General features: G+C 53.4%; 20 protein-coding genes. 14 read left to right on the top strand and 6 right to left on the bottom strand.

Annotation, left to right across the window (positions count from 1 at the left end):
- The first annotated feature begins 28 nt into the window (after nucleotides 1-28).
- From H6F57_RS15510 to H6F57_RS15475, 8 genes are all read left to right on the top strand, one after another.
- Nucleotides 29-259: a hypothetical protein gene (locus tag H6F57_RS15510; protein WP_190625789.1), complete on the top strand. Its 231-nt coding sequence runs from the start codon at nucleotides 29-31 to the stop codon at nucleotides 257-259.
- A 565-nt stretch (nucleotides 260-824) separates the two neighbouring features.
- Nucleotides 825-2525, top strand: a complete 1701-nt coding sequence (gene crtO / locus H6F57_RS15505) for a beta-carotene ketolase CrtO (RefSeq protein WP_190625788.1) — start codon at nucleotides 825-827, stop codon at nucleotides 2523-2525.
- A 143-nt stretch (nucleotides 2526-2668) separates the two neighbouring features.
- Complete coding sequence (locus H6F57_RS15500; protein WP_190625787.1) at nucleotides 2669-3061, top strand: BON domain-containing protein; 393 nt, start codon at nucleotides 2669-2671, stop codon at nucleotides 3059-3061.
- A 266-nt stretch (nucleotides 3062-3327) separates the two neighbouring features.
- Nucleotides 3328-4356, top strand: coding sequence for a hemerythrin domain-containing protein (locus tag H6F57_RS15495; protein ID WP_190625786.1), 1029 nt, complete (start codon nucleotides 3328-3330; stop codon nucleotides 4354-4356).
- Between the two features lie 242 nt (nucleotides 4357-4598).
- Nucleotides 4599-5123 carry a hypothetical protein gene (locus tag H6F57_RS15490; RefSeq protein ID WP_190625785.1) on the top strand — a complete coding sequence of 175 codons (525 nt, stop codon included), beginning with the start codon at nucleotides 4599-4601 and terminating at the stop codon, nucleotides 5121-5123.
- Nucleotides 5124-5294: 171 nt separating this feature from the next.
- Nucleotides 5295-6032 carry a DUF3891 family protein gene (locus H6F57_RS15485; protein WP_190625784.1) on the top strand — a complete coding sequence of 246 codons (738 nt, stop codon included), beginning with the start codon at nucleotides 5295-5297 and terminating at the stop codon, nucleotides 6030-6032.
- A gap of 335 nt (nucleotides 6033-6367) precedes the next feature.
- Entirely contained in the window at nucleotides 6368-7495 is a 1128-nt protein-coding gene (locus H6F57_RS15480) for an iron-containing redox enzyme family protein (protein ID WP_190625783.1), read from the top strand.
- A gap of 40 nt (nucleotides 7496-7535) precedes the next feature.
- A complete protein-coding gene (locus H6F57_RS15475) occupies nucleotides 7536-8279 on the top strand; it encodes an SAM-dependent methyltransferase (RefSeq protein WP_190625782.1) in 744 nt (247 codons plus the stop codon).
- Between the two features lie 134 nt (nucleotides 8280-8413).
- Here H6F57_RS15475 and H6F57_RS15470 read toward each other — a convergent pair whose 3' ends face one another.
- Together H6F57_RS15470 and H6F57_RS15465 are read right to left on the bottom strand one after the other, a co-directional pair.
- Nucleotides 8414-9670, bottom strand: a complete 1257-nt coding sequence (locus H6F57_RS15470; protein WP_190625781.1) for a cytochrome P450 — start codon at nucleotides 9668-9670, stop codon at nucleotides 8414-8416.
- Nucleotides 9671-9791: 121 nt separating this feature from the next.
- The gene (locus H6F57_RS15465; RefSeq protein ID WP_190625780.1) at nucleotides 9792-10652 is read right to left on the bottom strand and encodes an SDR family oxidoreductase; all 861 of its coding nucleotides are present in this window, start codon (nucleotides 10650-10652) and stop codon (nucleotides 9792-9794) included.
- Nucleotides 10653-11391: 739 nt separating this feature from the next.
- Between H6F57_RS15465 and H6F57_RS15460 the strand changes: the two genes are divergently transcribed.
- Both H6F57_RS15460 and H6F57_RS15455 read left to right on the top strand, forming a co-directional pair.
- Nucleotides 11392-14040: a PAS domain-containing protein gene (locus H6F57_RS15460; protein ID WP_190625779.1), complete on the top strand. Its 2649-nt coding sequence runs from the start codon at nucleotides 11392-11394 to the stop codon at nucleotides 14038-14040.
- Nucleotides 14041-14100: 60 nt separating this feature from the next.
- The gene (locus H6F57_RS15455; RefSeq protein ID WP_190625778.1) at nucleotides 14101-14787 is read left to right on the top strand and encodes a type 1 glutamine amidotransferase domain-containing protein; all 687 of its coding nucleotides are present in this window, start codon (nucleotides 14101-14103) and stop codon (nucleotides 14785-14787) included.
- Nucleotides 14788-14845: 58 nt separating this feature from the next.
- On the opposite strand, the gene H6F57_RS15450 is transcribed toward H6F57_RS15455, so the two are convergent.
- Nucleotides 14846-17278, bottom strand: coding sequence for an ATP-binding protein (locus tag H6F57_RS15450; protein ID WP_199294775.1), 2433 nt, complete (start codon nucleotides 17276-17278; stop codon nucleotides 14846-14848).
- 1135 nt (nucleotides 17279-18413) lie between these two features.
- Between H6F57_RS15450 and H6F57_RS15445 the strand changes: the two genes are divergently transcribed.
- Complete coding sequence (locus tag H6F57_RS15445; protein WP_190625777.1) at nucleotides 18414-18563, top strand: hypothetical protein; 150 nt, start codon at nucleotides 18414-18416, stop codon at nucleotides 18561-18563.
- Nucleotides 18564-18587: 24 nt separating this feature from the next.
- Complete coding sequence (locus H6F57_RS15440; RefSeq protein WP_190625776.1) at nucleotides 18588-18770, top strand: hypothetical protein; 183 nt, start codon at nucleotides 18588-18590, stop codon at nucleotides 18768-18770.
- Between the two features lie 307 nt (nucleotides 18771-19077).
- On the opposite strand, the gene H6F57_RS15435 is transcribed toward H6F57_RS15440, so the two are convergent.
- Nucleotides 19078-19674 carry a tetratricopeptide repeat protein gene (locus tag H6F57_RS15435; protein ID WP_190625775.1) on the bottom strand — a complete coding sequence of 199 codons (597 nt, stop codon included), beginning with the start codon at nucleotides 19672-19674 and terminating at the stop codon, nucleotides 19078-19080.
- A 199-nt stretch (nucleotides 19675-19873) separates the two neighbouring features.
- Here H6F57_RS15435 and H6F57_RS15430 point away from each other — a divergent pair, with 199 nt between their 5' ends.
- Nucleotides 19874-20272 (top strand): DUF5335 family protein, encoded by a 399-nt coding sequence (locus H6F57_RS15430; protein ID WP_190625774.1) that lies wholly within the window; start codon nucleotides 19874-19876, stop codon nucleotides 20270-20272.
- A 106-nt stretch (nucleotides 20273-20378) separates the two neighbouring features.
- Here the strand turns inward: H6F57_RS15430 and H6F57_RS15425 are convergent, their stop codons facing one another.
- Nucleotides 20379-21353, bottom strand: a complete 975-nt coding sequence (locus H6F57_RS15425; RefSeq protein ID WP_190625773.1) for an aldo/keto reductase — start codon at nucleotides 21351-21353, stop codon at nucleotides 20379-20381.
- Nucleotides 21354-21570: 217 nt separating this feature from the next.
- The gene (locus H6F57_RS15420; protein WP_190625772.1) at nucleotides 21571-21984 is read right to left on the bottom strand and encodes a MerR family transcriptional regulator; all 414 of its coding nucleotides are present in this window, start codon (nucleotides 21982-21984) and stop codon (nucleotides 21571-21573) included.
- Between the two features lie 239 nt (nucleotides 21985-22223).
- On the opposite strand from H6F57_RS15420, the gene H6F57_RS15415 reads away from it, so the two are divergent.
- Nucleotides 22224-22838: a hypothetical protein gene (locus H6F57_RS15415; RefSeq protein ID WP_190625771.1), complete on the top strand. Its 615-nt coding sequence runs from the start codon at nucleotides 22224-22226 to the stop codon at nucleotides 22836-22838.
- Nucleotides 22839-23061: the final 223 nt, after the last annotated feature.

Raw genomic sequence — 23061 nt, 5'->3', positions numbered from 1 at the left:
GAACACAAGAACTCGGAGGTAATTTACCATGACTACCGGAATCCAATCTCAGCAAGTTGTCAGCAATTTAGAATATGACTGGCTGACCGTTATGCAAAGCAAAGCCGAGGCTCTAAACGCCTACGACAAGTACATTCAAGATGCTCGCGAAGCCAACTCTGAAGAATGCGTTGAGCTGTTTAATCGGCTTAAGCAGACCGAGGCAGAGCAAATTCAAGAAATTCGCCAGCACCTCACGAAAACAATGTCGGCCAGCTAAAGAGCTGCTCCGTTTGCTTCGAATTAGTTAACTGCCTAGTCCCCCTTCTTCTATTTATGTGGAGAAGGGGGTTTATTGTATTTTTACCACCGTGGAAGACTCAGACTTTGGTCCTAATCTGGGGCGATCGCATCTCTGGTAGCGACAAACAATTATCTTTCTTAGCAATCCATAGCCGTCGCTACTTTGACTACGACAATCAATAACAGCTATCAAGGTGGCGACGGTAAGCCAGATAAAATCCAAATCTAGCTTTGCTCAGCCTCTCATAACCCTAGTGTTATGGCCAGCGCTACGCTTTGAAATAACGCAATTATTTGTTTTTGACAAGTAAAATCTAGGTCGGACAGGCTGGATCACTCACCAATCCTGGGGTCGCTGTAGGGAAATAGCAGCATAATACTTCTGCTGGAGGATATGGTTCAAAACCTATCTTGACGCCAAAACATAGATTGGTTAAAGCAGGACTATAAGGAGCTATTGTCAGCGAATCTATTCCTCACGACAGGTCGTTTCTCGGGAACAGATTATCTACCATCAGGGCATCATTGTGAGCGATCGTCCTATGCAAACGTTTGATGTCATTCTTATTGGTGCAGGCCATAACGGGTTGGTTTGTGCTGGTTACCTATTGAAAGCGGGCTACAGTGTCCTGTTGCTAGAGCGACGGTCAATCCCCGGTGGGGCTGCCACCACCGAAGAGGCCCTGCCAGAGGAAGCCCCTGGCTTTCGTTTTAACCTCTGCGCTATTGACCACGAGTTCATCCATCTAGGGCCAGTCGTCGATGAGCTAGAGCTAGAGAAATACGGGTTAGAGTATCTCTTTTGCGACCCGATTACCTATTGCCCCCAAGCTGACGGCAGGGCATTTCTGGCCCACCGCTCGATTGACAAAACCTGCGCTGAAATTGCTCGCTATAGCGAGAGAGACGCGGCGCAATATAAAGAATATATGGCCTTCTGGGATAAGCTTACCCAGGCAATTACTCCTATATTTAACGCACCGCCAAAATCTATCGTCGACATCTTAGGCAACTACGGCCTGCACAACATCAAAGATCTGCTGTCGATTTTAGGGGGCGTAGACAAAACGCTGGATCTGGTACGTACCATGCTTACCAGTCCTGAAAACATCCTCAACGAGTGGTTTGATACAGAAGTGGTTAAAGCTCCCCTGGCGCGACTGTCGTCAGAGCTGGGCGGGCCACCCTCTGAGAAAACCCTTGCCATCGGTTCCATGATGATGGGGCTGCGCCATAACCCTGGCATGGCTCGCCCCCGTGGTGGTACAGGGGCCCTGGTCACCGCCTTGGTGCGGATGGTGGAAGACCACGGAGGTACCATTCTCTGCGACCAAGCGGTAGAGCGACTTCTGATTAACGCCGAAGGGCGGGTTGAAGGAGTGCGAACGGCTGATGGGCAAGAGTACCGAGCCAACAAAGGGGTAATTTCAAATATTGATGCCCAGCGCGTCTTTCAAGACTTAGTGCCCGCCGCCGATGCCCAGTCCTTTGCTCCTGAACTGAGCGAGCGGTTAGATCGCCGCATTGTCAACAACAATGAAGGCATTTTGAAAATTGACTGTGCCCTGTCAGAAATGCCTCGCTTTGAGGCCTACAATCACCAAGACGAGTATCTGATTGGCTCTGTTTTGATTGCCGACACGGTGGATCAGGTAGAAACAGCCCATACCATGCCCATGCAGGGATTAATTCCTGATCACGACCCCTCGCTGTATGTGGTGGTTCCCACGGTGATGGATCCAACAATGGCACCCCCAGGCCAGCACACCCTGTGGATTGAGTTTTTCGCCCCCTACGAAGTCAAAGGCGCTGAGGGTACCGGGCTATTCGGCACTGGTTGGACGGATGAGTTGAAGAACAAGGTCGCCGATCGCGTGCTCGACAAGTTGGCCGACTATACCCCCAACCTCAAGCAGTCAATCATTGCTCGACGGGTCGAAAGCCCGGCTGAGCTAACCCAACGCATCGGGGTGCGCAAGGGCAACCACTATCACATCGACATGACCCTCGACCAGATGGTGTTCTTCCGCCCGCTGCCTGAGCTGGCCAACTACCAAACCCCAATTGAGGGGCTGTTTTTGACCGGGGCAGGCACCCACCCAGGCGGCTCGATTTCGGGCATGCCGGGGCGCAACTGTGCTCGGGTGTTTCTCAGTGTGCAAGAACCCCTGTCCTATAACCTAAAAGAAGCCGGCAACTGGTTGAAAGATCGGTTTAAGTCTGTGGCTAGTTTAGGTCGCTAGGGCGTTCCCAATTACTCCAATTCAAAGAGTTTGGTGTTGATTGATAAACAAGTTGAGACAGGGCTACAGACGCAAACGATTATTAAGCCTAGGCAGATCAATTACAGTACCTTAACTATCCTTTAGTAACCTGTTTTTGAACTATGACTTGGCACAACAAAATCGATTTTGACCACTGCGATGATAGCCCTGCCCACGGGGCCTCATCGCACAACCCCATGACCCCAGGTCTCACCAACACCTACGACGATGAACTGAGAGAAAAAGCGGGTATGCACTCGCCGCCGCCGCCACCGGAGTGCATGGGCCTAGAAGGGGAATACGACTCTTTTGGGCTAGTGCGTCGGCTGGCTCAAACCCTTGACCAGCAGCCCGATCTAGCCTCTATTGACACACTAACTTTGACCCAGCACGGCAGCGCACTCTGCTTGGCTGGCTCGGTAGACGGCGCGGCTTTAGACCGCATTGTGGATATTGCCAAACATCTAGACGGCACCCGCGAGGTCGATGTCAGCCAGGTGTCGGTAACCCACTAGCTCGCAGATTTACATCGCAGCAAAAGCTGCTCCTAGTTCCGCAAAACAGGAGGTAAGAGCGGCTTTTGCTGTAAATGTGGCCGCTAGAATACTTTTTCCTGGCTGGATTTGTATTGTCCCTATTCCGCCTGGGGAAGCTCTGAAGCTGCGCCAAGGGGAATAGATGGCGCCAGTAAAATTCAGATCTAATCAGTCCTATCGGCAGATATCGCCCCGGATTAAAACTCTTAGACTGTGAGCGACTTCTCGGATGGAGCCCCTCCATAATGCCTGCCACACTTACTGATCAAAAGCGCACTGCGATCGCAGAAAAGCTAGCCGACATCAAGGCTATTCAAAATTTAATTATTGATAGCGAGCAGGAGTTTCTCAGCCAGTGCAGCGATGACCACCTGCGCAGGCGTCTAGAAGACATGCTCGAAGATGACCAAAAGAACTTAGATATCGTTGAAACAGCTATTACCCAGTACGGGATACAAGCCGAGCCCAAGCCCACCGTGCAAGAATTTGTCAGCCAGGCAAAAAACACGCTCTCAAGCTCTCGGCTGAGCATGTACGAAAAAATTGCCCAGCACGAGCTGCTAAAGCATGGCCAGGTGATGTCGGGTTTGGTGGTTCACAAAGCGGCTCAGATCGTTGGCCAAGATGTCGAAGCGGCGATCGCCCCCCTCAACACTGTCAACTTTGAAAACCGCGCCCACCAAGAGCAACTCAAGGGCATGCTTGAGTATCTAGGGACCCTAGAGCTCACCGGTCAAGAACCCCAGCAGGGCTTGTGGGCTCGGGTGCAAGATGCAGTTGCTGCTGCCACCGGCATCGTGGGTAGCGCCGTTACGCAAACCTCCGACAAAGAGTCCGCCGACGTCATAGATCTGCTCTTCATGGATCACCAGAAGGCCAGAACCCTGATCAGCGAAATCAGAAACGCGGACAACGAAGACCAAATCAAAGCATTGTTTGGCCAGCTGTATAAAGACCTCATGGTGCATGCCAAGGCCGAAGAAGCCGTGGTTTACCCCGCTGTGCAACCGTTTTATGGCAACGAGGACACTCAAGAGCTTTATGACGAGACCGTTGAAGTGGAAAGCGTGCTAAACGAGCTCAAAGCCATGCCTTCGACGGGCGACCAGTTTATGGCTAAGCTCAAGGAGCTCAAGGCCATGCTCGGTCATCACATCCGCGGAGAAGAAAGCACCATGTTTGCCGCCATTCGCAAGAATATGTCGAGCGAAGAGCAGCAGCAGCTGGGTATGCAATTCAAGGAGAGCAAGCAGTCGCTACAGAGCCAAATGTAGGGCCGCTTGATTCGCTGAAATTTGTGGACAGGCCAAATCTTCCTTGATCTGGGAGACAGTTTCAAGGGGTGCCAATTGTAGCTTTCCAATCGTTTGCTACATAGACAAAACTCTTGAATCAACCTCTCGGCAAGGAACACGTTGTGGCTCACTGCTGAAGGTCAAGGAAGATTTTATTGACGGCCTTTTCCATTAAAAAATCACAAACTGTTCAAATTTAGTTCTTCAAAGGAGCATTACTTATGCAAACCCTAAAACGCATTTTCAACCCTAACACCTTACGACAGTGGATAGTTGTCTTCTTAGCCGGCCTAGTTGTACTGACGACAACCGCTTGCGGCACTACCCAAGCCGCTGTGCCTGGCAACAGCTCTGGCAGCACTAACAACCCAGCCACAGCCGATAGCGAGGGTATGTATCCCCATAAAGATACTGACATGGATACCAGTGGGGCTGATGCCAAAGCCGATCGCATGATTCGTCAAGCTGAGCAGCGGATTCAGGAAAACATTGATAAGCCCATTCCTCAGCGGTACGGCGAAACCGCCAAAGACCTCGGTCAGGCGGCTAAGGAAACCGCCAAAGACGCCGGTCAGACGGTCAAGGAAGCCGCCAAAGACGTCCGTCAGTCGGCTAAGGAAGCTGCCAAAAATATTGGTAAGTCGACCCAGCGCGCCGCCGACAATGCTGGTGAAAACGCTCGCGGCATGGTCAATGGGGCCGCTGACACTGTAGATCGCCTTGCTCCTAACCAGCCCAACAGCTAGTTTCTAGCTTTAGCAAAGCAAGTCATCAAAACCAGTATCCAGACGGAGTTAACTATACAGCGTTCCGTCTGGATATCTGTTGCATGGGTAAACCTTAGCCCTGGCTATTTTTTACATAGCACTCACAGCGCCGCTAGTCATACTCACTTTAATTTTTCGAAACCAAGCTCTATGATCGTCAATCTTCAAACGGATGGCTGGGAAATTATTTATCACCGTGCTCACGCACTTTTAGCGGCCCAAATTGCGGGCTATTGGGACTTCAGCAAAAAGACCTATCGCCTCTACGAAACCATTGCCGCGATCGCCCACCACGACCACCTTGAAAAAGAGTGGGAGGGCAATCAGCTAACCGAGGCTGGAGCACCACTAGATTTCACCCTCGACCAAGAATCGCCCGTCGACAAACTAAAAAAACATGCCGATGAAGCCCTATATCAGGGCCGCTGGGTAGCGATGCTGATCTCCATGCACCTGTGCTTTCTAAACCAGGCTAAGGGAGAAGATGACCCAGAAATGGCGAACTTTCTGAAGGAGCAGCGCCAGCACCAGGCCCAGTGGCAGGCCGAGCTTGAAATTACCAAAGAGGACGCCGAAAAAGCCTATACCTATATGCGATGGTGCGATCGCCTATCGCTAATTTTGTCTCAGCGCCAGATACCCGCAGCCGGCCGACAGCTTGAGATCACCAATGGTCCTGACGGCAGTCACTACAGCATTCATGAACTGGATTCCGGCGATTTGTGCGTTACGCCCTGGCCATTTTCCTGCGACAAGTTTACGGTTATGGTTGATGCCTCTTACCTATCGCAGCTTCAGTTTGACTCCAACGAAGCGCTCACTAAAGCTTTAATGGAGGCTCCTCGCAAAACCTTATCCTGGACTTTGAGAAAGTCTGACGATCGATAAAAACGATGCCTTAAAGAGGCATTTGGCGCTTATCTTTCCTTTATCTTTCAAAGGAAGGATAGTGAGACTTTATCGGTAAAAGTTGGGTCACTAAAGGCACCTTTAGGTGAATTGTCACGGTTTTCAAGGCTGAGATTTTCTCAGCCTTGAAAACCGTGACGTAGAGAACGAGCAATACCCCATTCCTTTAAAGAATATTCGGTATCGGAAAAATCCTCTGTGTTGCCCCAAGGAGCAACTAAACAGATGAAGTAAAGGTTCTGCCTAGAGATGGATAAGTTATTTTTAGTTAATCGTTAAAGTTAATTTACAAGAAGACATTCCTAAGGAGATCCATGTTTTCCGTTATAAATAATCGCGACTTGAGGACAGAAAACGAAAGACATGGCTCCTCAATAGTCGAAGATTTTAATTTTGCCGCCGCTGAAGAACAGCTCATTAAGCTGCTCAGCCTGGAAAATCTTGATCAACAAGTCACTCAAGTTCCTGACTGTACCCAGGAGCTAGAAGTTGCCATTTCGGCGGCAATTCCCCTAGCTTACGGAGATCCTTCTGAGCCTGGCGATGACGCTGCCCATTTGTTTTTACAGCGCGTCTTATACCGAATTAATCGCCTCAATCTTTTTTGGTACGACGACTTATCTCACTACAAAAACGAGCGCTCTCTATATTTGCAGTGGGTGCGCGATCGCATTGAGTCGGTCTGGCAAGCTTGGGAACTCGGGCAGATAGATGTCAAATCTCTCCAGCAACAGAATGTAGAGCAGACCCTTCGCGACTGGTATGAGGCAGACTTGAACCCACCTGTCACGGAAAACAAACGATTCCTGCGAGAAGAGCTAGACCGAGAGGGGTATCGACGCCTGCTAGCGATTGCCTCTCTGGATGGCCTAGTAGAAGCTAGCCGCATGTCCCGCATTTTAGGGGGAGCGAGTAACGAAGTTCAGGCCATGTTGATCCGTGTCCTGATGGAAGAGTACGGCAACGGTCGCCTGGCCCGCAAGCACTCTACCTTTTTTGCCAAAATGATGGCCGAGATGAGCCTGAACACCAAAGCAGAAGGGTATTTTGACCTCGCTCCTTGGCAGCTGCTAGCCAGCATTAACCACAACTTTTTGCTGACCGAATGCAAGCGCTATTTCCTGCGTTATAACGGCGGGCTGACCTACTTTGAGATTGTTGGTCCTTCCATTTACACCGATTATATGATGGCGGCCCAACGGTTGAACCTCAGCGAAGAATCGTCGGGATACTGGGAATTGCATATTCGCGAAGATGAGCGGCACGGTCTGTGGATGCTGGAAGACGTGGCACTCCCCCTAGCGGAGCAATACGCCGACAACGCCTGGGAAATTTTGCTGGGCTATGCCCAAGAAAAATTTATTGGAGACCGGGCTGGCGATGCGATTATTCGGTGCATCAAACAGGCAACTTCTCCTTTGCCCAAGATTTCTTTAGCCTAACGCTTCAATCTACTTTTCACCTCCTTATCTTTTTCTTGCCATGAACAAAACTGTGTTAACCTCCGATGCTGCGATCGAGGTTAAGTCTCCTAATCAGGTGTTTTTCTGCCCTGAAGAGTCTCAATTTTATGCCCAGTGTCTAGAAAAGATGGTGCTATCTCAAAGCACTTCAGCAGACACCATCTTTGAATTTGGTTCTGGCGATGGCAGCCCTGTAATTCAGGCTTTGCTCAGAAGTGCCTTTAATGGAACGATCCAAGGGTACGAGCTAAACCCAGACTCTTATCAGTTGGCAAAGCTCAGAATCGAGCAGTATAGTCTAACACCTCATTATCAAGTTCATAATACTTGCTTCTTTGATAGCTCTCCCGAAAAAGCGCGCTACCTGATCGCAAATCCCCCTTACCTGCCAGCCCCAGACAACCAGTTGTATATGCCGGCTCTGCACGGTGGTGCGGATGGGGCGGGTATTACCAATCAGCTCTTGACGCTGGGCTGTGAGCAGGTGATGTTGATGATTTCAGCCTATTCAAACCCCGTTGACACTATTAACCATGCTACGCAACTTGGTTATGATGTGGTCGATTTTATGGTCACTCCCCTAAAGTTTGGCTACTACAGTTCAGAGCCTAAGGTCAGAAATACCATTGCGGAGCTTCAGCGCCGCCGCCAGGCATTCTTCTCGGAAAGAATTTACTTCTTAGCTGGAGTGCTTTTTCGTCAGAAGAGCGCCTCAACAGCATGCATAGCAGAGGAATTTTTGAAGGTAATGACCGCGCTGTAGCTCTATTGCATTCTCAATGGTTGAAGAAACTAAAACCATCGCGTGCGGGGCTAAATTTTCATAGGCTCCTAAGCCACAAAATCCTTGTAGATAAGGATTTTGTGGCTTTTACTGTCGCGTCCTATCAACGGCATTTAAGATGCGGAATTTAGCTTGACGTTAGTAATAACAAAACCACTTTCCGGTAGAGTTGGCATTCTCGACAGTTTAACCTCTAGGTTTTGCGGTGGTACGTCGTACTCAAGCTCGTTGACTAAGAAATTTAGGACCTGCTCCATTAGCTTAATCGTTAGCCATTCTCCTGCGCAGCGGTGGTTTTCGTTGTAATTGCCGCCCCCCTGGGGAATAAAGTCAAAGGCATTTTCTTGCCATTCGCTAAATCGTTCTGGCCAAAACCGATCGGGTTCTTGCCAATGGTTGGCATCGTGGTTGGTGCCATAGAGGTCTAGCAATACCAAAGTATTTTTAGGAAAGTGATACTCTTGCCAATCAAACCCTTCGCAGGTGCGCGCTGGGGCAAAGGGGAAAAAGGGATAGAAGCGTCGCACTTCTTGGATAAATGGGGTGGTGTAGTCGGGGTCATGCCCTTTGAGTTTTGAGTAACAATCGGGGTGCTGGTGCAGAGCGAGGGCGGCAAAAACGACATAGCGACCAATGGCAACAGTAGGGCGCAGCACATTGATCAAGTCCACCGCCGCCACGGCGGTGTCTAGTAGATTGCCGTTGGCGTCACGGTGGAGGGCAAACGCTGACGCCGCTGTCTGCTCAGGTACCTGAAGCTGCTGCGACCGCACCTTCTCAATCACCTCTGAAATCCAGGCTTCGAGCCGCTGGCGGGCCTGAACACCCCGCAAATATCTCAACCCCAAACCACCCCCACCGTCAATTATGGCGGCTAGTTCCAGGGTGCGTCGGGCAACATCTGTTTCAGGCAGGGGCACCCCCGACCAGTCGCAGACAGCCCGACAGAGAATTTCGTTGATTTGCTCAAACAGCACAACCTGATCCTGCTGCTGCCACAGTTGAGCGTACTGGCGACAGTGGTGCAGAGCGAGATCGCTGAGTTGCTGTAGCCGCTCAGGGGTCATCAACCCCATGAAGATCTGCTTGCGCTGCCGGTGGCAGGCTCCGTCTAGCGCCTGCACGCCGCCTTCGCCCAGCAGGGTCTTTTTAAGCCTCGGAGGGGCAGCATTTTTGCGAGAAAATTTGGCGTTGTCGTAAAACACTTCAGCCGCAGCCGCACCCCGCATGCAGATGGTTTTTTCAAGCCGCAGCCGGGTTTGAAAAACATTGGTTCCCATGCGATCGCACCGTTTGCCAATGAATCTGTAGCCGTCGCGCAGCAGCCCCAGCGTACTATCAATACCCGGTTCAACAGGAATATTAGCCATAGCCTTTGCCTCAATTACTGGCCCAACTTAGAGTTACTTAGAGTTAAACAGAGCACTATAAAGGGAGAGGCTGCGATCGCAGCCTCTCCCTAGGACTTAAATCTTGACCACCAATGTTGCCTTACGCATTAACGACCACACCGCCGTTGGGGTGCAGCACCTGACCCGCCATGTAGGATGCATCTTCGGAGGCCAAAAAGACGAAGCTAGGCGCAACTTCCTTGGGCTGCCCCGGCCGCTGCATCGGTACACTTTTACCGAAGTTGGCGACATCGTCTCCCGAAAAGGCGTCGGGGATAAACGGCGTCCAGATTGGGCCGGGGGCAACGCCGTTGACACGAATGCCCTTTTCTAACATAGGGGTAGCCAGGGAGCGAGTAAAGGCCAAAATTGCCCCTTTGGTGGTGGAATAGCTCAGCAGACTAGGGTTGCCCTTATAGGCATTGACCGAGGTGGTGTTGATGATCGAACTGCCCGGCTTCATGTGGGGGGTAGCCGCTTTAGCAAAGTAGAACATCGAGAAGATGTTGGTGGCAAAAACATCTCCCAGCCGAGCCGCATCGATTTCGTCGAGGCTAGGCTCTTGATACTGCACCGCCGCATTATTGACCAAAATATCGAGCTGCCCAAACTCGTCAATGGTTTTTTGCACAGCTTCACGGCAAAAATTTTCGCCGCGAATATCGCCCGGAATCAGCAAACAGCGGCGACCATAGTCTTCCACAGCCTGCTGGGTCTCTTTAGCATCGTCGTGCTCATCGAGGTAGACAATGGCGACATCGGCTCCTTCTTTGGCGTAATGAACTGCGACAGAACGGCCAATGCCGCTGTCGCCGCCCGTGATCAGGGCAACTTTGTCTTGTAGTTTGCCGCTGCCCTTGTAGTTGGGGTCGTCATACTGGGGCCGGGGCGCCATCTCTGACTCTAGGGCCGGGGTGCGCTCTTGGTGTTGGGCAGGAATTTGGTCGGGGGTGACAGTCATGGATTTTGCTCCTTTTGATTAATTGCGAATGTGGCGTACCGTTGTGCTAAATCGAATTTCTAATAAATAAAGCTAGCCGCCGTTCTGGCCTAAGCTTGGAGAGGCGACTTGGTAGAGATCCTCCTCGTTTTTGCTTTACGAAAATCTGCAAGCACCAGTGAAAAGGAAAGAAAGTTAGGAACACCCTCTCATTTGAAAAAGACAATTTATGGGGAGCCCATCCTGGTACTGCAATACACAAACTCTTCACGGAAAATTTCTAAGCGAAATATCCGCCTTATTGAGAGTCTGGCCCCACTGTAACGACCGAGATCGGTAGGGTTATCTTTCTGTGGGGTGAACCCAATTGACAGAAGAACCCTGGGGTCAGTGCTGAACATTTAACGCCAGTTCAAAAGGAATCTGTTGTAACTTTGTTTACCTGTTAAGCTCTTCTGCTCACTCAAAAAAGTGGGTTAGCTAAATTCAACGATAACTTTAGGAAAATTTTTCCGAAATAGACCGTTTTGCTGCTGTAGTTCAGTTTTATAGATGGAGGATCTGGTAACTGCAATTGCCCATTGCTATCGGTGCAAATACTTAATATATGCCCGAAGGTATATGACTGGAGAGATTCGCCATCTCAAGCTAGAGCTAGCTAAAAGACTGTCGAATAGGCTTGGTTAGAGAGGTTTTCGCAAGAGCTGTAGGCTAGAAGCAGCTTACTATCGTCCTAAATGCTTCATACCGTTAGGCTGCTATGAACGTTCAGCTTTATTTGCGTCCTAAAACCTATGGCCTAGCGGTTTTGAGCGTGGCGATGGCGCTTCTTCTGATGGGGTTGCTAAACCTGATAGCCAATATGGCTATGACCCCATTTTTACTATTTTTTGGATCGGTGGTAGTAGCCGCCTGGTGGGGCGGGGCTGCCAGCGGGTTACTGGCTATGGGGCTTTCTGCCTTAGTCAGTAACTACTTTTTTATGGCACCGTATTACAGTTTGAGCTTAGATACTCTATCCATTATTCGGGTTGTAGTCTTTGTTGGGCAAAGTGTTGTTCTGAGTCTGATATGTGGCTCGTTGAGAGCGACCCGGTACCGCTTAGAGAACAGCTCCCTACAACTGCAAGAAAGCGAGTTCTCCCTGCGCTCCACCAACCAGTGGGTGACAGCTATTTTAGAGAGCATTACCGATGGCTTCTATGCGGTCGATTTGCAATGGCGGTTTGTGTACATTAACCCCCAGGCTCAGCACCTGTTTCATCGTCCCCTAGAGGTGCTGCTGGGCCAGTCGATTTGGGAGGTGCTGCCCAATTTGGAGGGCAGCGCCATGGGGGAATCGTTTCAGCGGGCGATGGCAACTCGACAGTCGCTGATCGTTGAAATCCCAGGGGTGGTGCATCCCGATCGCCTGTTTGAAATGCACATCAACCCCCTGGCAAACGGGCTGGCGGTTTATTTTCGAGATGTGACCGATCGCCGGAACAGTCAGCGCCAGCTGTATCAGCAGATGCAAATGCTCGATCTGGCCAACGACAGCATCATTATTCAAGACCTCGACTCGGCTATCATTACTTACTGGAACCAGGGGGCGGCGCGGCGCTACGGCTGGTCGGCGGCGGAGGCGATCGGGCAATCGACTACAGATTTGCTCAAAACCGTTTTGCCAGAGCCTATGGAGGCAATTCGCGAGGCCATTTTGCAGGATGGCTACTGGACGGGGGAGCTAACCCAAACCACCCGCGAGGGCTGCTCAATTATTACCAACAGCCGCTGGACGCTGCAGTCTACTCCGGAAAACGAACCCGACGCTGTTTTAGAAATCAGCTCTGATGTGACTGAGCAAAAGCAGGTGGAGGCGGCCCTGCGCAAGAGTGAATTGCACTTTCGCACCCTGGCCAACTCCATGCCGCAGATGTTTTGGACGGCGCTGCCCGATGGCCAGCTAGAGTACTGCAACCAGCGCTGGTACGACTACACCGGCCTATCCCCGGCCCAGAGTTTTGCCGAGGGCTGGCTGGTGGTGCTGCACCCCGACGATCGCGATCGCTGCCAGACCGCTTGGGATGAAGCACTCCAAAAGGGGCTGCCGCTCACCCTAGAGACCAGGCCGCAGCGGGCCGCTGATGGTCAATATCGCTGGCACCTGGTGCGGGCCTTTCCCCTACGGGATGAGCAGGGGGAGGTGCTGCGGTGGTTTGGCTCATCGACGGATATTCACGACCAAAAAATGGCGCTGGTGGAGCGCGATCGCGCCCTGGATCAGGAGCGCGTCGCCCGCTCTGAGGCTGAGGCGGCCAACCGGATTAAAGACGAGTTTTTGGCGATGCTCTCCCACGAGCTGCGCACGCCCTTGAACCCGATTTTGGGCTGGGTCTCGCTGCTGCGATCGCGCCCCCTCGACGAGCCTACCCGCACCCGTGCCCTTGAAACCATTGAGCGCAACGCTAAAGTTCAGGCTGAGCTAATCGAAGATCTGCTCGACGTGTCGCGCATCTTGCGCGGCAAGCTACCGCTTAACATTCAGTCGGTGGCACTTTCTAGCGTGGTGCAGGCTGCCCTAGAGACGGTGCAGCTCTCGGCCCAGGCCAAGGCGATTACCGTGATCACCGAGTTTGACCCTGACCTGGGCACGGTGGCGGGCGACCACAACCGCCTTCAGCAAATTGTGTGGAATTTGCTCTCTAACGCGGTTAAGTTCACCCCTAAGGGCGGTACGCTCACCATCAGACTGCGCCAAGATGGCCACTCCGCCGTTGTTGAGGTGGCCGACTCCGGCCAAGGCATTAGCGCCGATTTCTTGCCCTATGTGTTTGAGCGCTTTCGTCAGGCCGACAGCAGCAGCACCCGAGCCTACGGCGGGTTGGGGCTGGGTTTAGCGATCGTGCGCTACCTGACCGAGCAGCACGGCGGCGAGGTGGCGGTGACCAGCCCAGGGCTGGGCCAAGGGTCAACATTTACGGTGCGACTGCCCTTGCAGGCAACCCGACCCGACCCCGACCCCAAACTCGCCTCCCCCGGCATCGTCAACTTGACCGGACGGCGGGTTTTGGTGGTCGACGATGACCTCGATTCGCTGCACTTGCTGACGGCGTTGCTGGAAGATTACGGCATGGAGGTGCTGATCGCTGAATCTGCTGAGGTAGGCCTGCACCTAATCGAGCAGCACCATCCCGACGTGCTGATCAGCGATATTGGCATGCCTGATAAAGACGGCATTATGCTGATTCAGGCTCTGCGACAGTGGCCCGCAGCGAAAGGGGGGCTGACCCCAGCGATCGCCCTGACCGCTTATGTCGATGCTCAAACCCGCGATCGCGCGATCGCCGCTGGCTTTCAGCGCCACTTGAGTAAACCTCTTGACTTAGATCAGCTGAGTCAGGCTCTAGTCGAGCTAATCTGCGGTTAGCGACTCAGCCCCACCACCGTTCTGACTACAACCTGCAATTCATTTAACGAAGGAATAACCATGAAAATTTTGATGATTTTGACCTCCCACGACCAGCTAGGAGACACCGGCAAAAAAACTGGCTTCTGGCTAGAAGAATTCGCGGCTCCTTACTACGTGTTCAAAGATGCTGGAGCCGACATTACCTTAGCCTCGCCCCAGGGCGGGCAACCCCCGCTAGACCCCAAAAGCGATGCTCCTGACGCCCAAACCGAGGCCACCGCTCGCTTTAGCCAAGACCCCGACGCCCGAAAAGCTCTAGCCAACACCGCTGTGCTGGCTACGCTGTCAGCCGCCGACTACGACGCCGTGTTTTACCCCGGTGGCCACGGCCCACTGTGGGATCTCGCCGACGACACCCACTCCATTGCCTTGATCGAAGCCTTTTATAAAGCGAATAAGCCTGTAGCCGCAGTGTGCCACGCCCCTGGAGTGCTGCGCCACGCCAAAGCACCCGATGGCGCGCCCCTGGTGCAAAACAAAGGTGTAACTGGCTTTACCAACAGCGAGGAATCCGCTGTTGGTCTGACCGATGTGGTGCCTTTTCTAGTAGAAGACATGCTAAAGCAGAACGGCGGCAACTACTCTAAATCCGAGGATTGGCAGATTCACGTGGTGCACGACGGCCTCCTGATCACCGGGCAAAATCCGGCTTCTTCCGAGGCGGCGGCCCAAGCCGTGCTACAAGCGCTGAGTGTCGCTCGGTAGGGGAAGGGCTGAGGTTGCGATCGGGTTCTAGGTGCAGGGTTTGAGGTGTACTCTTTAGCTACGAACGAGCCTGGGTGAGTTCGACCACGGCCTGCACCAGTTTTTCGAGATCGAGGGGTTTGCTGAGGTGGCGTTGATAACCGCTGGCTAAGCACTGCTGCCGATCTTCGTCGCGGGCATAGGCGGTGAGGGCGATCGCCGGAATGTCTCCCCCCTGCTCGGGGGGCAGGGCGCGCACCTGGCGAATGAGCTTATAGCCATCCATCTCGGGCATACCGATGTCGCTAATCAGCACGTCGGGGTGCAGGGTTTTGAGGGCGGCGAGGGCTTCGGTGGCCGAGCCTGCGGTAATCACATTGGCACCGTACTGCTCTAGCAGCACGGTCAAAAATTCCCGAGTGTCGGCCGAGTCATCGACAGAAAATACTCGAATGCCGCTCAAGTCGAGGGTCGGGTGGGGCAGAGCCGCAGCAGGGTCAGTGCTGGCTTCGACCGATAGCTGGGGGATCCGTACGCAGAAAGTTGCCCCCTGCCCCTCACCAAGGCTGTGGGCCGTGATGGTGCCGCCGTGAATGTCGACTAGCTGGCGCACGATCGCCAGCCCCAGCCCCAGTCCCCCGTGCTTGCGCGTGATAGAAATATCCTCTTGCCGAAAGGACTCGAACAGGTGGGGCAAAAACTCTGCGCTAATGCCAATACCCGTGTCACTGACGTTAATTTCGGCCTGGTCATCGACCGATTGCAGAGTGACAGTGACCTGGCCCTCGCTGGGGGTGAACTTAATAGCGTTAGAGAGCAGGTTGCCGACAATCTGCTGAAGCCGCGCCACATCGCCCGCGACTTGAATCGTGGGCGCTAGGTCGAGTTGGATGGCAATGGATTTAGCCGCCGCCGAGGTTTTTATTGTCTCTATGGCCGATTCGACCACGCCAGCCAGGTAGACCGGCACCGAGTTGAGGTGGAGCTTGCCGCGCAAAATTTTGGCCAGATCAAGCAGGTCATCGACTAGCTGGGTTTGCAGCAGGGCATTGCGCTCGATGGTGGCTAGGGCCTGAGCGGTTTTAGTCGCATCAAAGCTGCGGGTTTGCAGCAGCTTGGCCCAGCCCAAAATGGGGTTGAGAGGCGACCTGAGCTCGTGGGAGAGCACCGCCAAAAACTGATCCTTGAGCCGGTTGGCCTGCTCGGCCTCTTCGCGGGCGATGCGCTCACGCTGGAGCAGCTGCTCGCGCTCGTGCTCGCTCTGTTTGAGCGCAGTAATTTCGGCAAAACCGGCGATCGCACCCCGCACCTCGCCACTGGGGGCGTAGAGAGGCACCGCCTTGCCGTAGATATAGCGCACCGTGCCGTCGGGGTAGACAAACTCAATTTCATCGGTGACTTCCTGCCCGGTGCGAATGGCCTTGTGCATCGGCAGATCTTGGGGCAGCAGTTCTTGCCCCTGTTTGTACTGCTTAAACGGCAGCGTACTGCCATCGGCCCAAGCGGTCGCGGCGGGTAGAGATCCTGACTCCGCCTGCATGAGCTGGTGGGCCATGCGGTTGGCTGTCATCTGGCGGCACTCGGCATCGTGGGCAATCCAGATGGCGGCAGGGGTGGTTTCCATGAGGGCGGCCAGTTCTTCGGCTTGGGTGCGGGCAATGACTTCGCTGCCGATCAGGGCCTGTTCAAAGCGCTTTTGCTCGGTGACGTTCATGGCAATGCCCGTCATGCGGATGGGGTTGCCCGCTGCGTCGTAGAAGGTTTGCCCCCTGACCATGAGCCAGCGTCGGCCATCCTTAGGATGAGCAATGCGAAAACTGGTCTTGAGGTTTTTGCCCAGCTCAATCGCTTCACGAACTTTTTGCTCAACATGGGGGCGATCGAGCGGTGAGATGCAGGCCAGCCAGTTCTCGTAGGAGGGCTTGACCGTCAGGGCCAAGCCATAGAGGTGATAGTGCTCTTCTGACCAAGTGACCTGATTGGTGACCATGTCCCAGTCCCACAGGCCGACCTCAGCGCCCTGCTGGGCCAGGCGCAGCTGCTCTTCGCTTTTGCGCAAGGCTCCCTCCGTCGACGGGCAATGGGTGGCCTGGCCGGTGATAAATACGCCGCCAACTTGGCCAGCTTCATCCCAAATGGGGCTACAGGCCCAGTGATGCAGGGCATCAGCTTGAATAAACTCGAAGGACTGCGATCGCCCGTCGGCAAACACCTGCTCAATGGCGCTGCCTGCCGTTCCCCAGCCACTCACGGCGGCTAAGGGCTGCCCTTGAGCATTAGCGTCAGGCAGCAAAGGGGCGCAGGCCGAGTTGTGCCATAAGATGCGATCGCATCCCCAAACGCAGGCCATCGGTGTCTCGGCGCTAAGCACAATGCCCAGGGTAGTTTTGAGGGCAGCGGGCCAGGTGGCCGCATCGCCCAGCGAGGTCTGCGACCAATCGCGCGATCGCAGCAGCGCTGCCAGCGGGGCAGGGCCAGCAAAAACGGCTTGGGTGGTTCCTTGAGGAGGCATTCTCTTCTCCCGTAACGCCTAATGCACCTAGCGCCAGCAGCCCTCAACTCTAAAGGAGTCAAGCCGCTTTGCAATGCTATATTGCCGCGGCGAATCACCAATTGGCTCAATCAGCTGCCTGGATAGTCTTACTGACCCAAACCTGATTAAACCAAAACTTCGACTGACCCAGAAACCTAGATTGATTCTATGCCTGTCTCGTTGGCTATAGTCTCGAAACTACGGTTATGTCTGATGATCAGTCCTTTTATAGAAAGGGAGATCTATCTTAAGGTAGAAACCTTTTTTTACTTTTGTTACGTTAGCTACCCTGAGCAGACTCATGTTAGCCGCTGTTGCAGCCGATTTGGTCAACAGACCGTTAAAAATATTTGTTGCAAACACTTCACTCAACTGTGCTGTCACCTACACCGTATTTTTGTACGAATGCTTGCATTTGATCCAATCAGACAGAAACGGCTCTAAAAGCGATCGCAGAAGACTTTAGAGCCGAACTATGTGCTACGCTCCTGTTAAGAAAAGAAGCTATTCAAATAAAGACTTCCTTTCGTATTCCATGCAGATCGCTAACAGGTCAAAAAATATGGAGATTTCGATGTCATCATCAAGGGAAGCAACAAAAAACTTTCTAAATCAGACAAGGAATGATTTTTCTATCCCTTAAACTAACGCAGCAAAGATTATGCTTAGTGCTGTTAAATGCCTAAAGCAACTTTACTAGCCAGCTCAATTTTAAGCGTTAAAGACTTACCCGAAAGCTAATGAAATTACAATACTCTTCGTTCAATAGCCCAGAAACGAGGAGAAAAGAAAAAAAGGTGCCCCACAGTTTCGCAAGTCTCAATTCGAGACGTCTTTTCAAAAGCCTTTCTATGAATGTTTTGCGGCTTGAGTGGTTGTATGTATTACAAAAATAGAATGTACTTGGGCACAGGCAACAGTCGTTAGAGGTATATCTTGAGGTCGATGTTGAGTCTGTGCCATTGTCCTGGGGTTGTGATGCTATAGCCGAAAACGTAGCAGATGCTACTAGAAACTCTGCCAAAGGGTTGATTGTAGAAGGTTTGCGATCGCACTTACAGCATTTTCGGCTTTAAATCTCGTATATAACAACTAAGTTGAAAGGATGATGGCAATGGAACACGTTCTACGTCGCCTCAATCGCAACCTAGCCCGAATTTCTATAGTGGTAGTGGCCGCACTGTTTTTGCTATTAGGAGTAGCTAACCCGGCGATGGCCTTTGGCAACCCAGCATCAGTCCCTCTGACGGCACCACCCAAATGAACAAACTCCAGGAAACGTCGGAGCGTGCCCTCGACGCTGAACCCCGCAACCAGTAAGAAGTTTCAGCGCAAAGCCCAGCAAGGCCCCAACGAAGTGCAGGGCGATGCTGATCTGCACACCATGAACTCCCCCGCAGATTCTCAGTCATCCACCACTGTGCAAGATCAGATTGAGAATGTTCTAGAGAAAATCATCCCCGGCAACTAAATTGCCTCGGTACCAGCTATGTCTTAAGCTGCCACCTGATGCCCCAACCCCTCTTCCTAAAAAAGAAGAGGGATTTTTTTAGGCTTGCTAAACTGAGGACTGATTTGTAAACGTCCTAAACCTTGTAGAGTCCCCAAATCGGGCATTGCTAACGCAGGTATTATTAACCTACATTTCCTCAACTCTGGGAGAAACCAGAGCTTTCGAAACCCTCTAGCCTTGTGAGATTTAGGCGGCAGCGCGAATGTATTGCGTTACCAGTTTTGCCCAGCGATGCTCTTGTGAACTCAGTAGTTGTCTGCCCAAGCTAGTCAGCCTGGTGATTGAGGACAATGTCTTGGCAGAGCCGCTGAAGGTTGGAGTGGGACCCGGCGGCCAGAGCTGGCTGAGCAACCCGGCGATAGCTGCGGTGAGCCTCTTTGTTTCGCCCTAGGCGCTGTAGGGCAACACCGCGAAAGAGCCAGGCTTGACTGTGGTCAGGGTTGAGCCAGAGGGCGCGATTGCAGCAGGTAAGTGCGGCTTCTAAGCGGTTGAGCCAAATCAACACCACGGCTTTTTGCACCAGCAGGCGAGTGGTGGCAAACCCAGCTAGGGTTTGGACCTGCTCTAGGCTGGCCAAGGCATCTTCGTAGCGGCTCAGGCAGGTGAGGGCCTCAGCTCGGTTAAGCCAGCTTTCAACATCGTGGGGTTGCAGGGCTAGGGCTTGCTCAAATAGCTCCAGGGCGTCTTGAAAGCGGCCCATCTCTAGGCGAATTTTGCCGAGTTCGCACTGGCCCATGGCAACGGTTTCGTCGTCACGGAAAGGTAAGGGCCTGGGGACGGTGGCCAGATGGCCTTGGGGTGTCGCTGCGTTGGATCGAAGGCCAATGGGTAAGATTTGGCGATCGCGAACCATAGTTTCCATAGCGTCTGTCCTTTTCCTAACGGGAATCGGTGCATTTGCAACTAACGGTAATTAGCGGTTGTGGCGATATTGTGTCGGTGGCGTCTCGGTAACGTCTCAGCAGTGCTGCCCCCGCTAGATTTAGCCCTTTTGTCACAGCCTTGGCACAGCAATGACACACGACAAATCTACTCTGAACACCATTGTTAGGAGGTAGACGATGAATCTGGAACTGTCCTACAAGCGGTATCAGCTCAATATTCCCCATGGTATTTGGCAAGAATTTTTTGCCCAGCTCACCGATGAGCACCGGGGACGGCTGATTACTTTGAAGCAATTAGATCAAGAGTTGGGCGACTTTAACGTACTGTGTCAGAAGCCGCTGTTTTCGATTACCTACGACCAGCCCGATCACAGCAAAGACCTGATGGTCACGGTTAACCGCTTTTTAGGCACCCGTGAGGCTGTCTATGCCCACCGTATTGTGTCTCCTCAAGCCGTCAGCATCGTTACCGACGAAGATGGGACAATTCAGTCTTGCACCATCACCGATGAGGATTATGCTCAGACCGTGATTAGTTTTCAGTTCCAGCGGCTGAGCCCACCCGGCGGGTTTTAGGGCTACGGTTTAACTGATGTTTTCAGAAGGGGTGCTCGATCGAGCACCCCGTTCGATTTTTGGGGTGGTCTGAACCCAGCAAGGGACGGGTTTTTGCAGCACCCCGTTAGCGGTTGACGGTGCTCATATCGGCGTAGCGATCGCCCACGGCAGCACCCTGGGGGGCCACGGCGTCGATGCGATCGAGTTCAGCCTGGGACAGCTCAATCTCCACCGCCCCCACATTTTCTTCGAGGTACTTGCGGCGCTTGGTGCCAGGGATGGGCACCATGTCGTCGCCCTGGGCGAGCAGCCAGGCCAGGGCGAGCTGAGCTGGGGTCACACCTTTTTCCTGGGCGATCGCCTTCACCTGATCGACTAGGGCCAGGTTTTTGGCAAAGTTCTCGCCCTGAAAGCGGGGGGCGTGGCGGCGGTAGTCGTCAGGGGCAAAGTCGTCGGGGCTTTGAAAGGCACCGGTCAAAAACCCGCGACCCAGAGGGCTATAGGGCACAAAGCTAATGCCTAGCTCGCGCACCGTCGGCAAGATTTCGTCCTCCGGCTCCCGGCTCCAGAGCGAGTATTCAGTTTGCAGAGCGCTGATGGGGTGCACGGCGTGGGCGCGGCGAATGGTGGTTGAGGCCGCCTCTGACATGCCTAAGTAGCGCACTTTGCCCGCCTGCACCAGCTCGACCATCGCCCCGATGGTGTCTTCGATAGGCACGGTGGGGTCTACCCGGTGCTGGTAGTAGAGGTCAACTACCTCGACCCCGAGACGTTTGAGCGAGTCGTCGCAGCACTGCTTGACGTAGTCGGGCTTGCCGCTCACACCACCCCAGCCGCCCTCGGCGGTGCGCACATTGCCAAACTTGGTGGCCAGCACCACCTGGTCGCGACGACCTTTGATGGCGCGACCCACCAGCTCTTCGTTGGTAAAGGGCCCATACATGTCGGCGGTGTCGAGCAGGGTGACGCCTAGCTCTAGAGCGCGGTGCAGGGTGGCGATCGCCTCCGCTTCATCGCGATCGCCGTAGAACTCTGACATGCCCATGCAGCCGAGCCCGATGGCAGAGACTTCTAGTTGACCTAACTTACGGGTTTTCATGGCTTAACTCCTGGTTTGCGGTGTTTTATCTCAATATCGTTCTCCCCCAAGCCCAAGATTTAGGCTGGGGTTCTCAACCTCCCGCAGCACAGATCCATAGGACAGGCGATGCAAGGGGTCGATTTTAAGGCTGGAGCCAGTTCATCACTGGCAACCTGACGACAAGTAGTTTTGCTGCTGTTCTATCTGTCGCCTGCAAGGGCTGCAACGTTACGCATTAAGCAGAGCGGGTCTGTTCAGATGGCTTGAGTGAGTCATGGAGGGTTACCTCTAGTTCTGAGTAGTGCTGAATCTTCCAGTCGATGACGGCCAGGTTGTCTTGAAGCTGCTGAATTTGGGCCAGCACGGCTTCACGGTGAGATTCCAGGATCTGCCGTCGGCTGTGGAACCCAGAGTCGGGCTGCGATCGCACCAGCTCTGCGTACTCCTGCATTTGACGAATGGGCATGCCCGTCAGCCGCAGCTTATTCAAAAACTCGATCCAGCGGAGGTCGTTGGCTGAGTAACGCCGATGGCCGCTTGTGGAGCGACCAATGGGCGCAATCAGGTTGCAGCGCTCGTAATAGCGCAAGGTGTAAACGCTAAGCCCAGTGGCGGCGGCAACCTGCTGAATGGTGAGTTCCTGTTCCATATCTGCACGTTAGAGGTTAGAGCGCACTCTAAGTCAAGCAAAATTTTTCAGATCTGTCTGGTTTGAGCTGGGGCGAGGGTGCTTACCCTAAGAGATCCGTTTGAAACCGCCGATTCGTCAGGGCAGAAGCCGTTTGCTCTACTCAGGCGCTTGTGGGGAACGAAGGTGTTGAGTTCGCATTCAGTATTAGACTTTAACCGCGGCTGCACCTAGCCCAGGCTCATTCGTTTTTCTCCGGCATGGCAGAACCCATTACCACCCTGACTGACTATGCGATCGCCTTAGAATGCTTACTCTTAGCCGGACTGCTGCTGGGGCAGGGGGGTGTGCAACGACTATGGGCGGCAGCCTTTGGCAGCGTTAGCGGGGCAGCGGCGCTGGGAGGTATCTATCACGGGTTTGCCCACCAGATGTCTCTGGCACAGCGAATTTGGCTCTGGCAGGGCATGGGCATATCGGTGGCGATCGCCAGTTTTTTTACTGTTGTGGCGGCGGCAATGACCCTGCGCCGTGGCCGTCGCTTGGCGCTGCTGGCGCTGGCGACGGCAAAACTGGCCGTGGCGATCGCTGTAGGGATCGCCCTGTGGGGCTTTGCCCTGCGGGTGGCCGACTACCTCAGCGCGTTGATCATTGTGCTGCTGGTGCAATGGCTCCAGCACCGTCCTGATCGTGCCGCACCAGCTTGGATGATCGCGGCGATCGCTCTCTCTGGGCTAGGGGCGATCGGGTTACTGATTCCCTGGCCAAGGGTCAGCCCCCTGGTGGTCTACCACCTGGTGCAAATGGTGGCGCTGTTCTGCATCTACCGCAGTGCTACCGCTAAGCACCCGGCTAGTGCCAGTGTTTCTAGCTAGATCCGGGTCAGGACTTGGGGGTTAGCGGCAACGGTCGATCGGGTAGCACCGGTAGCGATAGAGCTTTGAGCACATCTAGAAAGGCGCAGCCTGGTTCTGGCGGGCGCTGATATAGCTAAAGCCACTTAGGTTAGGACACTGCTTGCTTGAGGATTGACTCGATGGCAGCCCGCAAGCCATCGTCATGGGGAAGGAGTTTTCGAATGCGGCTTTTTAACCAACC

Origin of the sequence: Leptolyngbya sp. FACHB-60 (genome assembly GCF_014695775.1) — a bacterium.
Lineage (GTDB): Bacteria > Cyanobacteriota > Cyanobacteriia > Phormidesmidales > Phormidesmidaceae > Nodosilinea.
Note: the sequence above shows the minus strand (reverse complement) of the source record. Positions and strands in the feature narration are given on the sequence as shown.

What these genes read in the sequence shown, in the direction of transcription:
- H6F57_RS15510 (WP_190625789.1), top strand. Translation starts at nt 29, where the DNA reads ATGACTACCGGAATCCAATCTCAGCAAGTTGTCAGCAATTTAGAATAT.
- crtO (WP_190625788.1), top strand. Translation starts at nt 825, where the DNA reads ATGCAAACGTTTGATGTCATTCTTATTGGTGCAGGCCATAACGGGTTG.
- H6F57_RS15500 (WP_190625787.1), top strand. Translation starts at nt 2,669, where the DNA reads ATGACTTGGCACAACAAAATCGATTTTGACCACTGCGATGATAGCCCT.
- H6F57_RS15495 (WP_190625786.1), top strand. Translation starts at nt 3,328, where the DNA reads ATGCCTGCCACACTTACTGATCAAAAGCGCACTGCGATCGCAGAAAAG.
- H6F57_RS15490 (WP_190625785.1), top strand. Translation starts at nt 4,599, where the DNA reads ATGCAAACCCTAAAACGCATTTTCAACCCTAACACCTTACGACAGTGG.
- H6F57_RS15485 (WP_190625784.1), top strand. Translation starts at nt 5,295, where the DNA reads ATGATCGTCAATCTTCAAACGGATGGCTGGGAAATTATTTATCACCGT.
- H6F57_RS15480 (WP_190625783.1), top strand. Translation starts at nt 6,368, where the DNA reads ATGTTTTCCGTTATAAATAATCGCGACTTGAGGACAGAAAACGAAAGA.
- H6F57_RS15475 (WP_190625782.1), top strand. Translation starts at nt 7,536, where the DNA reads ATGAACAAAACTGTGTTAACCTCCGATGCTGCGATCGAGGTTAAGTCT.
- H6F57_RS15470 (WP_190625781.1), bottom strand. Translation starts at nt 9,670, where the DNA reads ATGGCTAATATTCCTGTTGAACCGGGTATTGATAGTACGCTGGGGCTG.
- H6F57_RS15465 (WP_190625780.1), bottom strand. Translation starts at nt 10,652, where the DNA reads ATGACTGTCACCCCCGACCAAATTCCTGCCCAACACCAAGAGCGCACC.
- H6F57_RS15460 (WP_190625779.1), top strand. Translation starts at nt 11,392, where the DNA reads ATGAACGTTCAGCTTTATTTGCGTCCTAAAACCTATGGCCTAGCGGTT.
- H6F57_RS15455 (WP_190625778.1), top strand. Translation starts at nt 14,101, where the DNA reads ATGAAAATTTTGATGATTTTGACCTCCCACGACCAGCTAGGAGACACC.
- H6F57_RS15450 (WP_199294775.1), bottom strand. Translation starts at nt 17,278, where the DNA reads ATGCCTCCTCAAGGAACCACCCAAGCCGTTTTTGCTGGCCCTGCCCCG.
- H6F57_RS15445 (WP_190625777.1), top strand. Translation starts at nt 18,414, where the DNA reads ATGGAACACGTTCTACGTCGCCTCAATCGCAACCTAGCCCGAATTTCT.
- H6F57_RS15435 (WP_190625775.1), bottom strand. Translation starts at nt 19,674, where the DNA reads ATGGAAACTATGGTTCGCGATCGCCAAATCTTACCCATTGGCCTTCGA.
- H6F57_RS15430 (WP_190625774.1), top strand. Translation starts at nt 19,874, where the DNA reads ATGAATCTGGAACTGTCCTACAAGCGGTATCAGCTCAATATTCCCCAT.
- H6F57_RS15425 (WP_190625773.1), bottom strand. Translation starts at nt 21,353, where the DNA reads ATGAAAACCCGTAAGTTAGGTCAACTAGAAGTCTCTGCCATCGGGCTC.
- H6F57_RS15420 (WP_190625772.1), bottom strand. Translation starts at nt 21,984, where the DNA reads ATGGAACAGGAACTCACCATTCAGCAGGTTGCCGCCGCCACTGGGCTT.
- H6F57_RS15415 (WP_190625771.1), top strand. Translation starts at nt 22,224, where the DNA reads ATGGCAGAACCCATTACCACCCTGACTGACTATGCGATCGCCTTAGAA.